Source organism: Chryseobacterium sp. FH1, assembly GCF_000735135.1.
Lineage (GTDB): Bacteria > Bacteroidota > Bacteroidia > Flavobacteriales > Weeksellaceae > Epilithonimonas.
This window is the reverse complement of sequence record NZ_JPLZ01000006.1, coordinates 1,765,914-1,778,959: the sequence shown is the minus strand read 5'-3', so window position 1 is coordinate 1,778,959 and position 13,046 is coordinate 1,765,914. Positions and strand designations below refer to the sequence as shown.

8 protein-coding genes are annotated in these 13,046 nt (G+C 39.0%); 1 reads left to right on the top strand and 7 read right to left on the bottom strand.

What is annotated here, in order from left to right:
- Window positions 1–57: 57 nt before the first annotated feature.
- The 6 genes from IO90_RS14995 to IO90_RS14970 form a co-directional block, all read right to left on the bottom strand.
- Window positions 58–1,479, bottom strand: coding sequence for a sugar MFS transporter (locus tag IO90_RS14995; protein ID WP_034968266.1), 1,422 nt, complete (start codon window positions 1,477–1,479; stop codon window positions 58–60).
- 192 nt (window positions 1,480–1,671) lie between these two features.
- A complete protein-coding gene (locus tag IO90_RS14990) occupies window positions 1,672–4,131 on the bottom strand; it encodes a glycoside hydrolase family 3 C-terminal domain-containing protein (RefSeq protein ID WP_034968264.1) in 2,460 nt (819 codons plus the stop codon).
- A gap of 14 nt (window positions 4,132–4,145) precedes the next feature.
- Window positions 4,146–5,174 carry a nucleoside hydrolase gene (locus IO90_RS14985; protein WP_034968262.1) on the bottom strand — a complete coding sequence of 343 codons (1,029 nt, stop codon included), beginning with the start codon at window positions 5,172–5,174 and terminating at the stop codon, window positions 4,146–4,148.
- A 219-nt stretch (window positions 5,175–5,393) separates the two neighbouring features.
- Entirely contained in the window at window positions 5,394–6,272 is an 879-nt protein-coding gene (locus IO90_RS14980) for an alpha/beta hydrolase (RefSeq protein WP_034968260.1), read from the bottom strand.
- 332 nt (window positions 6,273–6,604) lie between these two features.
- Window positions 6,605–8,899 (bottom strand): glycoside hydrolase family 3 protein, encoded by a 2,295-nt coding sequence (locus tag IO90_RS14975; protein ID WP_034968258.1) that lies wholly within the window; start codon window positions 8,897–8,899, stop codon window positions 6,605–6,607.
- Window positions 8,900–8,909: 10 nt separating this feature from the next.
- Entirely contained in the window at window positions 8,910–11,174 is a 2,265-nt protein-coding gene (locus IO90_RS14970; RefSeq protein ID WP_034968255.1) for a TonB-dependent receptor, read from the bottom strand.
- Window positions 11,175–11,614: 440 nt separating this feature from the next.
- On the opposite strand from IO90_RS14970, the gene IO90_RS14965 reads away from it, so the two are divergent.
- On the top strand, window positions 11,615–12,367 hold the full coding sequence (locus tag IO90_RS14965; RefSeq protein WP_034968253.1) for an NUDIX hydrolase: 753 nt from the start codon (window positions 11,615–11,617) through the stop codon (window positions 12,365–12,367).
- Between the two features lie 51 nt (window positions 12,368–12,418).
- Here the strand turns inward: IO90_RS14965 and IO90_RS14960 are convergent, their stop codons facing one another.
- A complete protein-coding gene (locus tag IO90_RS14960) occupies window positions 12,419–13,039 on the bottom strand; it encodes an inorganic pyrophosphatase (RefSeq protein WP_034968250.1) in 621 nt (206 codons plus the stop codon).
- Between the last annotated feature and the right edge of the window lie 7 nt (window positions 13,040–13,046).

Sequence of the window (13,046 nt, the reverse complement as noted above, 5' to 3'; positions counted from 1 at the left end):
AAATTAAAGCAAAAAACCTGCTCAATAGCAGGTTTTACATTTTAAAATTTAAAGATCTTAATGTCCGGATTTTGCATCCGCATCCTGTTTCACATGCCCCAGATATTTGGTGCAATATGCTCCGAAGACCAGGATAAACAAGTAACAGAATACAGGGATCACAAAGGAATGCTGAACGCCAAACTGATCTGCCAAATAACCTTGAAAAATCGGAACGATCGCGCCTCCTAAGATGGCCATGACAACCAAAGAGGAACCTTGGCTCGTATATTTTCCTAAGCCGGAAATTGCCAATGTATAAATATTAGAGAACATGATCGAGTTGAAAATACCGATTCCCAAAATGCTGTACATCGCCAGTTCGCCGTGATTCAACATGGCTGAGATCAATAACAGAACGTTGATCCCAGCAAATATAGAAAGCGTTCTTGCCGGAGCAGATTTCCCAATGAAGAACGCAACGAAATTCAATGCAATGAATACAAGGAAAAAACTAATTTGAGCAAACGTCAGATCAACAATACTAAAAATAACCAAGAAAACTGCAATCGCCGCGCCCAACATATAGATGGCTTTTTTGCCTTGACTGATGGAATGATTCAGAGAGATTGCCCCAAGGAAACGCCCGATCATCGCACCGCCCCAATACAGAGAAAGGTAGTTTTTACTTACAGACTCGGAAAGATTCATCACCTGAGGTTGCTCCAAAAAGCTGATGATAAAACTTCCTACCGCCACTTCTCCACCGACATAGCAGAACATTGCGAAAACACCAAATTTCAGGTGATTGTACTTCAAAGCGCCGTAACCTTTTACGATCTCTTCACCTTTGATTTGAAAGTCTGGAAGCTTCACTCTTGAAATTAATAATGCCACCAACAATAGGATTCCTGCAAAGATCAGATATGGAATCTTCGTTGCTTCGGCACTGAAAGATCCATCTGGAGCAGAGAAAAATTCAAAGATCAAATGGCCACCCAAAACCGGTGCAATGGTTGTCCCGAAGGCGTTGAAAGCCTGGGTCATATTCAGTCGGCTGGATGCAGAATCTTCCGGACCTAACAGCGAAACGTAAGCATTCGCTGTAATTTGGAGAACTGTAAAACCTAAGCCTAGAATAAACAAAGCGCCTAAGAACAACGGATAAGAAGAAAAACTTGCTGCAGGAAAAAACAAAACGCAACCAAATGCCGCCAAAAAAATTCCGAAAAGAATTCCTTTCTTGTAACCTACTTTATCAATCGGGTCGCCTTGCGTAGTGGAAATTAAAAAGTAAATCAAGGAGCCTATAAAATAAGCGCCAAAGAAACAGAACTGCACCAACATCGATTGGAAAAATGTAAGATTGAAAAGCTGTTTCAGATAAGGGATAAGGATGTCATTCATACACGTGATGAATCCCCACATAAAGAACAAAAGGGTAATCGTGATCAGAGGAACAGTATAATTCCGCTTGGATCCAACTTCATTACTTATCATATTTTTTTTAATTTAAAAAGAGGCTAAAGATAGCCTCTTTTGTTGATATTTACTTATTTTGAGACAATAAATTTATTGTTAAAAAAGCTTTAATAATATTTGTCAAAAGTCTTCGACTCCGCTCAGACTGACATCTCTAAAAAAAATTAGCACTTGCCCTCACACACTGAGCGGAGTCGAAGTGTTTTATTCCTAAGGTTTCAAATCATCAAACTGTTTGTCTGCAGGGAAAACGTGTTGCACTTTTTCAACCACCAATTCTTTTGGAAGCGAGAAATCTGCAGTTTGTTTGATGTCCAATGACGATGCTCCTACAGACACTTTATAATTTCCTGCTTCTGCAACCCAAGCGGATTTTGCGGTGATGTAAGAAGCCAAATCTTTCGGATTCAAAGTCAGAGTGATGGTTTGAGATTCTCCCGGTTTCAAATCTTTGGTTTTAGCGTAAGCTTTCAACTCAGATTTTGGTTTGTCGATGGATTGGTTGGGTGCAGAAAGGTATAATTCTACCACTTCTTTTCCAGCTACTTTTCCGGTGTTTTTAATGTCAACTGTAACTTCTAATTTGTTATTGAAAGTTTTAGAATTCAGTTTTAAATTGCTGTAAGCAAAGTCAGTGTAAGATTTACCGAAACCAAATTCATAAGACGGTTTAACATTGAAAGTATTGAAATAACGATAACCCACATAAACGCCTTCTTCGTACGTCACTTCTTTTGGATTATCTGCAGGAATTCCAGGGAAATTCTTTGCAGAAGCATGGTCTGTATAATTCACAGGGAAAGTCATCGTTAGTTTTCCTGAAGGATTTACTTTTCCGGAAACAACGTCAGCTACAGAATGTCCGCCTTCCTGACCCGGCTGCCAAGCTAAAAGAATCGCATCCACTTTGTCTTTCCAGGAATCGGTTTCAATAACACCACCGATATTTAAAATCACCACCACTTTTTTCCCTTTTGCGTGGAACGCTTTGGAGATTTTGTCCAGCATTTCAATTTCTTCCGTTGCCATGTTGAAATCTTCATTCACTACTCTATCGCCACCTTCACCTGAGTTTCTTCCTAAAGTTACAAAAGCGATTTCAGAAGTTGCTGCTTTTTTAGCATAGAAAGCGTCGTCTAATTTCATTTCAGGAAGTCTTTCCGGCAAAGCTAAAATCCCTCTCTTTTTTCTATTTTCTTTTTCGACAGTTGCTTCTTTTTCTGCAAATGGTTTATATAAATCAACCAATTCTTTATCTAATTTGTAGCCTGCAGAATTTAAACCTTCCAACAAAGAAACCGTGTGTTTATTGTTCACACTTCCGCTCCCCGTTCCACCTGTAATCCAAGAGTAAGAAGTCACTCCGAATAACGAAACTTCTTTCTGTTTGTTGGCAAAAGGCAAAGCATTTTGTTGGTTTTTAAGCAAAACCATACCTTCTGTGGCAGCATTTCTGGTCACTTCAGCATTTTGAGCTAAGTTAGGTTTGTCGCTGTATTTGTATTGCGCAAAAGTTGGCGTTTTGAAAATATATTCCAAAATTCTTTTCGCATTCAAGTTTGCTACTTCCTGAGACAACTTACCAGAATTTAAAGCTTCCAACAATACTTTTTTTTGTGCTGGAATTCCTGGCATTAACAGGTCATTTCCTGCATTCATTTGTTTAACGACATCAGAAAGTCCGCCGTCTTTAATGGATTCAAATCCTGGGAAACCTCCGAACCAATCGGTCATAACGATTCCTTTGAAACCCCATTCATTTCTCAAAACCTGAGTCAGTAAATCTTTAGAATCTGATGTGTAAACGCCGTTCAGTTTGTTGTAAGACGACATTACCGTCCAGGGCTGAGATTCTTTCACCGTAATTTCAAAATTTCTCAGATACAGTTCTCTCATTGCTCTTTCGGAAACGTGAGCATTGATGGTTAAACGGTTGGTTTCCTCATTGTTCGCAGCGAAATGTTTGATTGATGTCCCAACACCTTGAGACTGAATTCCGTTCACAATCGCAGCCGCAGTTTTCCCTGAAATTAAAGGGTCTTCAGAGTAATATTCGAAGTTTCTTCCGTTTAATGGATTTCTCTGAATGTTGAGAGCCGGAGCTAAAAGTACATCTACTCCATACTCCTTAACTTCATTTCCCATTGCTTTTCCAACTTTTTCCAGCAAATCCTTATTCCAGGTCGATGCCAGAGCAGTTCCCACAGGAAATGCTGTTGCATAGTATGTTTTTGAGTCGTTATCTCTCGTTGGCTGAATTCTCAAACCAGCCGGTCCATCGGCAACAATCGTCGCCGGAATTCCGAATCTGTCGAAAGAATCTGTTCCACCGGCAGCTCCGGGAACCAAACCTTGTTTTGAATCACCAACAGGTCCTGTCAGAACTTCAATTCCTGGCATTCCGGTTCCGATTAGAAGGTTTACTTTTTCTTCGTTGGTCATTTGCTTGATGATGGCGTCGATTCTTTTGTCAACAGAAAGTCTTGTGTCTTCCCAAACATCCAATTTTCCGTTGTTGTTGGAATCTTTAAATGTTTTTCCGTCAACCGTTACCGTTGCATTTTTAGTCTGAGCATTCGCAAACGGCGATGCCACCAATAAAGCCAGGAATAATCCTGAATATTTTGCTTTCTGAGAAAGTCCTATCAGCGTTGATATATTCTTCTGCATAATTCTATATTTTTTTACTTTTTGTTACTTAATAATTTTAGTTTTGAGTAGAAATCTTCGAACATCAGTCGAGTGTCGAGTTGGGTGTACACTCTGATGTTTCTACCATTCGGATTGTCTTCATACAGTCCGCTATCACTGATTTTCGGAGCATTTTTGATAACGTAAGAACTTGATGACGGGTCTGCTTCAAATGAAGACTGTAAAGCCGTCAGCAAAACCAAAGGGGAATCTCCCATAATGTAAGTCTCCCCGATTTTCAGATTGAATTTCTGAACCATTTCCATCAAGTCTTCAATCTTTTTGGTTAAATAAGCCCCGGTTTTTCCATCAGGTTTCACTTTCGTTACGAGTTCTGCGTAAGACATCAAAGTTTGTCGATAGGCATTCCTCGGAATCTGCCAAATGTTTAAATTCGATTCATTGAAAACAACCTGCGCCGCTTTAATGTCGATTCCGAGATTGTATTCTAAAGGTGTGTAGCCTGGAGGTGGCGTTGCCAAATCTTGATATTCCGGACCTCCAATCCAAACAACAATGATTTTGTCGGCGATTTTTGGTTCCATTAAATAGGCACTCGCCACTTCCGTCAAACCTGCACCGCAAACGACAAACAAAGGATTCTTTTCATCTGCTTTCATCGCTTCTGCAACGATGGCTTTTGCACCTTCGGAAATGTTTGGCGTTTTCAAGTCTTTCAATGGGTCATTGGAACCTTGTAAAACATTGAATCTATTTTTCAAATTCATTACCTCCAAAGTTTCGTTGACTTTCTTCACGGCATTTTCAGCGGTAACATTAGATTTATCAAACGGGTCGCCTGGTTTTAAATGAGAACCGATAATTCCTTTTATTTCTGTAGAAGGCGAAAGGATTTGATGAACCAGTTGAAATAAACCATCCGGATCGCCACCAAAATCGTTATCAACAATGACACGATAGCGGGGTTTTACGTATTTGTCCATTTCTGAAATCACGGGAGAAGATTGTGCGGACACAGCCATTGCCGAGAAAAAAGAAACGATATTAAAAATTGATTTCATTGCTTTGGTTTTGAATTAACCGCTAATAGTTATTGATTGTTTTCTGATAGGATTTTATCCTATCTTCTAGTAAATCGTCCCTTTGGGACTGTACAAAATGGTATTTTGAATCTCTCGCAGATTTTTAAGATTAAACAGATTTTTAATTCAATCATCTGCGAAATTTGCTAATTCTGTGAGAGATTAAATTCAAGGCAATCTTTATGATTTAAGCAAACATTATAAAAATTTGTGGAATCTCAACCAGTCCAGATAGACATCCGACCACTTGTCAACAGGAAGATTCTGTTTTCCCATTCCGAAACCGTGACCGCCTTTTTCGTAGATGTGAAGTTCGGTGGGCTGTCCTGCTTGCAACCACTTATTATATAATAAAACTGATTTCGGAGCGAGTTTTAATTGGTCATCACTTGCAGCACAAATGAACATTGGAAGAGATGCTTTTGGAATTTCAGTATCTAAAATTTCCTGACTTGGTCCGCCATAAATCGAAGCTGCGAAATTCGGTAACGTTGAAGAATCTTTGCTGTGAAGAACGCTTTCCAAAATCACACTTGCCCCAGCAGAAAATCCGATAACACCTAGTTTTTCAGGATTGATGTTCAGTTCTTTTGCGTGGTTTCTGATATAAGAGATTGCAGTTTTGATGTCCTCGCCTGCCATTACTTTGATAGGAGCTGTATTTGCATCAAAAGCTTTTCGGTCTTTGATGTTTTCCATCATTTCTTTGGCCGGATCGTTGGATTTTGTTTCCAATAATCTGTATTTTAAAACGACTGCCGTAATTCCGTTTTCTGCTAATTTTTTGGCGACATCAATTCCTTCTCGGTTGATGGATAAACTTTGGAAGCCTCCACCTGGAGCAACAACGATGACAGTTCCGTTCGCCTTTGATTTATCCGCTTCGAACAATAGCATTGAAGGTTGTACTACATTGAAAACGACTTCGGTTTTGAACAATTCATTGAATTGTTGCGCTTCTTTCTGCGTCCAGTTTTCTGTTCCCGGCGCTTTTCCTTGGTATAATGGAATTGATTTTTGAGCGTTGATGGTGCTTAATCCTAAAAGGAATGCACTTGCTATGATTAATTTTTTCATTTTGATTTGATATTAATTTTTAACGCAAAGAGCGCTAAGATTTTTTTAATGTTTTTCTGGAAATTTTCCGTTCGCAAAGGCGTTTCACTCAGCAAAGACAAACAATTAAATAACAGGTTAGTTTGTCATTGACTTTGACATCGAATTGCACGCAGCCCGACTTGAACGGAAATCCTTTTTTGCTTTGTCTTCGAGTTCTATTTAGACAGAAGTCGTCTGCAAAAAAGATTGGGAGTGGAAGGCGGATAAAGCTGCCCAAAATATTCTAATAAAGAAATGAGACCGAACATAATGCCCGGTCTCAAGACATCAATTAACCTATTTATGATGAACTATTGCTTATAATATTTTTGAGTTCTGGCATCTTTAATCACACCAGACCAGTTCATTCCGTACCCGAAATCGTAGTTGTGACCTTCGGAATCTTTGTGCGTTTCCATATCGTAAGGAACATCTTCTTTCTGCTTTTCAACTGTCGCCATATTCGCAGGCATCTGAAGTGGAAGCAATCCTGAAGGTTCGTATTTTCCGGTCACAATATCCACAACTGCCTGATTTGACACGTTGAAATTCATCAGAATTGCGTCTGCGTGTTTTTCGAATTCATTAAAAATCATCGGCTTGGAAGCTGTGATAGAAACGATAACCGGTTTTCCGTTCATTGCTTTGTACGCGTTTTCTATAGCTAACAAATCGGTAAAGTTGGTCGCTGTAGAAGTTTTGTTTTTGAAGGTTCTGTCGTGTACATTCGGTGCAACAACAGGGTCTCCTGCTGCGATACTTTTTTCACGGGCTTCGGTTGCTGTGTACGTTTGGTATTGAAGAGAAATCGGGACATAACCGTTTCCGCCTTCTTTGGCATCAACATCGCTGTAACCGCCTTCTTCACTGTGCGGACTTTTCACGAAAACCAAGGCAAAATCAGCTTTCGCAGGGTCATCGGTCACATTAAAATGCTGCTTCACTTTTTCGATATCCACAGGATATTCCAAAGATGGTCCCGTGTAAATTCCCCACCAGTTGAACGTTGCCGGAGAATATCGCTTCGGAATGTAAGCCGTTTTTCTTTCTTTGATTGGAAGAATATTGGCTTTGTTTTTCAGCATCACGATGGATTTTACCTGAGCTTCGTAACCCGCTTTCATAAATTCAGGATTTCCAACGATTTTCTTGGTTTCGTCTGTGTTTACATAAGGGTTTTCGAACAATCCGGTTCTGAAGAAATTTCTCAACAGACGAACGGCAGACTGCTCAAATTTTGCACGGTAGGCTTTTTCGCCGTGTTCTTTTACACCCATTTGATAGGCTTCTAGAACAGGCGCTTTGTCGTTGTTTCCTCCAAACTGGTCAACGCCCGCTTCCAAAACTTTGTAATGACGCTCGGCGATGGATAATTTCTCTGCGCCCCAAGGTTTTCCTGCAAATCCTCCCGGAGATTTCGGTTCGTCTGCAGTGATAAGCCAATCGGTGCAAACTACACCGTCGTATTTGTATTTTCCACGCAGTAAATCGGTGATTAGATATTTGCTGTAACCGTTTCCAACGTTTTCTCCGTTTTTCGTATCCTGATTGAAACTAATTGTATAATAAGGCATTACCGCAGAAGCTTCTTTGGTTCCGCCATTCAGTTTAAAGGCACCTTCCGTAAAAGGTTTTACGTGATTATGGAAATTATTTCCAGGATAAACTGCGTATTTTCCCATCGCCCAGTGACCATCTCGACCGCCTTCTTCAGGTCCGCCGCCCGGCCAGTGTTTCACCATTGCGTTTACGCTTTTAATTCCCCAACCATTTTTGCTTCCGATAGTTGTCTGGAATCCGTCGATGTAACCTCTTCCCAAATCTGCGGTCAACTCAGGACTTTCCGAGAAAACATAAGCAATTCTGTACCAGCGAGGTTCTGTTCCCAAATCGATTTGAGGAGATAAAGCGGTTGAAATTCCCAAGGCTCTGTATTCCTGCGCGGCGATGTTTCCGAATTTCTTCACCAATTCCGGGTCGAAAGTTGCGCCCATTGCCAAACCATCTGGCCACAGGGAGATTTGTCCGCCTGCTCCTTCATTGAATTCTGCCGTTACGGTTGCAGAATGTCTCGGGTCTGTACTGTTATTGGCAGGAATTCCCAATCCTAAACCTTCGATGTATGCCTGAATATTATTGCTCCATTTTGCTGCAATTTCCGGAGATTCCACTGTCGTTACCAAAACGTGACGAAGATTGTCTTCCTTCAGAAATTTCTTCTGCTGGTCTGTTAAGTCAAAAGCTTTGGCACCGCTTTCTTTGTAGAACATTCCGTTGTATTTGCCTGCTCTGAAACCTTCTGCAGGAGCCGGAACAGATTGATGACCGCTGTACAACATTAATCCTGCAATCTGTTCAACCGACATTTTTGAAGCTAGATCTTTGGCTCTTTCGTCAACCGGAAGTCTCCAGTCTTCATATTTATCAAGTTTTCCGTTTCGGTTTAAATCTTTGAATTTATTTCCTCCAACCGTAAGGATTTTAACGCCAGAATCTGCAGAATACCCCAAAACCGGACCTTTGGAATTGGTCACGGTTTGGATATTTTGAGAAAAAGCAGTGACGCCCAAAAATAAAGCGGCGATGTTGAATACTGATTTTTTCATTGTTTAAGGTTTAGAAATTAAAGCTCACAGAAAACTGACCTGTCAATGGCATAATATAAGTTCCAGTCAGCAGTCTTCCGTAATATGGACTCGCATCGGTAATCAATTCAGCACCATTGATGGTTCCGCTCGCTCCTCTTTGATTCAGGAAGTTGATAACAGTTGCGCCAAGGTTGATGTTTTTGTTCACCGTATAGCTTACCCCACCGAAAGTTTCCCATCTTGGAGCGAAATATAAGGCGTTGGTAAGATTCGCATATTGTTTGGAAAAATATCTGAAACTTGCCCAGAATCTCCATTTATCAATTGAATAACTCGGGTCGATCTCCATCAAAGTTTTTGCAACGCCCAATACATTATTGTCATTATAATCGTAAGCCGTTCCGAATGCATCAAAATTGAATTTCTTGTAAACCGGATTTTGGAAAGTGATCAAATAATGAAGGTTGAATCCTTTGAAAGGTTTTACAACAAAGTCAGTTGTCCATCCCAAAGTCTGGATATCGTAATACACTGTTGTATTCTGCGCCTGAGAAGTATTTGCAGGATTTACCAAGTTGTATCTGTTAAGATTATTGTTCTTTTTAAGATAAGTTGCCTGAGAAATCAATTGGATATAATCTGTATTCCAGAAAACACCCAACGCTCCAAGAGGACTTTTGATTTTGTTTGTATTGGGATCGAAAGCTTGGGAATAACTTTCCAATCTTCTATTTTCCTCAGTATAGAGGAAGTTGGCGATCACTCCAAAATTTTTGCTGATGTTGTAAGTTGCGTTCAAACTTCCTGCAATCTGGAAAAAGCTTTTATTGATCTGATCAAACTGACTTGGGTCTGTAAAATTGAAACCAACAGTTCTTGGTGTCAAAGAAAACTCGCCGTCTATGCTGTGATTTTTCAAATGCAAACCGTAGCTCAAGTTAAAATCATCTGAAATTCTCCATTCGTCTGTTCCGTAAACGGAGATTTTATTTTCGGTTCCACTATGGAATTCTCCACCAGCATTGTAATTATAAAATCCGTCAGAATCTGTGGTTGGCCCAATCAATCTTTGTGGTTGAGCACCAACTGTCTGGAAGAAAAATGATCTGTTGGATGTGAATTTGTCCACATTATAATATTGCTCTAAAACACCAAATGTAACATTGTGATTTCCCAATTGTTTGCCCAAAGTAAAACGGCCTGCAATATTTGTGATCGGCGTTTCTGGTGTGTGCATTGCCAACTGAGTTCCAACTGCGCCACTGTAAGCCTGACCATTTGAAGCCAAAGTGTAACCCGCAGATGCATCAGCATTGAAAATACTCAAAGGGATAATGGTTGACATTTTCGCTTTCGAGAAGTGCGCTCTTGTAGAGAATTTGAAATTCCACCCGTTATTAAAAAGATAGTTACCAAAAATATCGATGTTATGAGCACTTGATCTGTTATCATTTCCACTCATCGACGCCCAATAACTTTGACCTGATAAAATATCTTTCATCTTGATCATTCCATCATTCACAACATAAGAATCTCTACCGATTTTAAAATTATCCAGTTCAGTTACTTTTCCGTTCTCCCCGTACTGAAAAACCGCATAGTTTCCTACATTATAAGAATCTGAATATTTGTAAAGAATTGAGATTTTACCTTTATCATCATTAAAATATTTGGTTACGCCAGCTCTGAAAATCTTCGTTTCATCCACATTTCTTGCAAAACCCAACTTGAAAGTGCTTGGATCATAATTCATAAAAGCTCCAGCTGTGTAGGTCCAACCATTTTTAGAAATAGGACCGGAAACGTTTACATCACCTTGTAACCAACCAAATGTACTGGTCGTGAATTTTCCTTTCACTTTTAAATCTTTGGTTCCAATCTGAGAATAGGAATTGACTGCAAAACCAAGATCACCCATCGTGTTTGCCAATTGATCCATTTTCAAAAGCCCAGTTTTTTCTAAACCTACACTTTGTCTCCAGGTTTTGTTTGGAAGCTCTGGCCAGAAAAAGTAAACTACAGGAAGATCATTTTCAAGAATGGTAATTCCACCAACTGTTGATGGCAAACCAATGTTTACGTCTCGTGGACTTGTATTGTTGGCGGCGTTCAACATTACGTTTCTATTGTTATCTTCTTTGGAAGATGTGGCAACAGTCTTTACGCCATCATCTATCTTGGTAGCTTTCAGCGCATTTTTAACAGCCAGCGTATCAGTTTTTTCTTGTCCAAAAACCGAAGCAAAGGAAAGCATTAGTCCTAAAGCTGAAATTTTAATTAACGATTTTCTCATTTCAATTTATATATATTTCTAATAATTCTTTTCGTTCTTTAAGACAATTTCGATACAGACCTTAGACAACTTTGAATTTCTTGAGGCAGATAATTTTGTAGTGTTATTTGCGAATTCTCTTGTTGTTTTGAATTAAAATTATAATGGATTAATTAGTCCGATGAAACAAAAACACATTGCTTCACTAAGAAGCATTACAATAGTACATTCTTTATTTTAACTGAACAAATAAATATTAATAAAAATTAACATTGAATTTAAATAGCTATAATTCAGGTATTTAAATTTTAATTTAATAAATATTTTCATTGATTCTTAGAGAATCAATGAAAATATGATGCTTAAATATTCTCCAAAATGAGTGCTGAAATATTAAAATTCGTTAAGACGGGAATTTTTTATTTAATTTTTTTGTAACATTGACTTTAGAAACTCACATAATGGACTCGAAAGAATTAATTTTACAAAGATCGAATGAAGCAAAAGAGATTTTCTTACCCAATTTATCGGCAGATCCTGTCATCTTTGGATTTGATCAAAATGAACTGAAAGTATTGCTCTTAAAGATGAATTACAGACACCAATGGTTTCTGCCTGGCGGATATGTGAAACGAGATGAGGATCTGGATGATGCAGTTCTTAGAATTCTGAGAGAAAGAGCTGGTGTAAATGCTGTTTCTTATCTTGAAGAATTTGCAGTATTCGGTAAAACTAACAGAAGTGAAGCTTATTTTGAAGATTTCGATGAGACCTTATTTCACAAGCAAAGATTCATCACCATTGGTTATTACGCTTTATACAATCCTTCAATCATTGATCTTACAAAAGACGAATACAGCGAGAGTTGTGAATGGATCAACGTAGGCCAACTTCCTGACATTGAAATGGCAATGGATCACAAAGAAATTGTAGAGAAAGCATTGTTGACATTAAGAGAAAAAATTTCGATCAAACCGATTGGTTTTAATCTTTTACCGGACAAATTCACCTTATCCGAACTTCAAAAATTATATGAAGCCATTCTTGGCAAGGAACTGAACAGAGGAAATTTTTACAGAAAAATAAAGAATATGGGAATCCTCAAAAAATTGGATGAACAAAGAAAAGGAGGCGCCCATAAAGCTCCTGATCTGTATTCTTTTGACGAAGAAATTTATACCAAAGCTTTAGAAAACGGCTTGGTTAGCTGGTAGGTCATTTAATTAAAAATGCCATCTTTTTCAAGATGGCATTAGGCTTTTATTTTACTTCAATTTGTCGACGAAATTGTCTGTGTAATCCTTTTGTGACGCTACGATTACTTTTTTCGCTTGGTCTGCGCCGTAGATCAAATCGATTTTTACTTTTGCAGGCTCTGTTGGTAAGTTTTTATAGCTCAAGAAGTAATGCAAAAGACGGTTGACCTCTGCAGATGGTAGCTCAGAAATGTCTCTGATGTGGCCATAAACCTGGTCTTCCACCAATACAGCGATGATCTTGTCATCTGCCTCACCTTTGTCTATCATTTGGAAACCTCCGATTGGAATTGCTTGCAAAATAATGTTTCCTGAAGTGAAATTGTGCGAGCTAAGAACACAAATATCCAAAGGATCGTGATCGCCTTCTGTAACGTCTGTAGCACCGGTCGCTACAGCAAGATTTTTCACTTCTTCTTCGCAATATGTTCTTGGAACAAAACCGTACATTGCTGGGATGATGTTGGAAAATTTTTGCGGGCGATCTACTTTCAAATAACCACTTTCTTTGTCAATTTCATACTTAATAGTATCTGTAGGAACGATCTCTACAAAAACTGTCACAACTTCTGGAGCATTGTCTCCAGCTGAAATCCCGTGCCACGGATGGGCTTTAAAATTTGGAATCATTTATTAT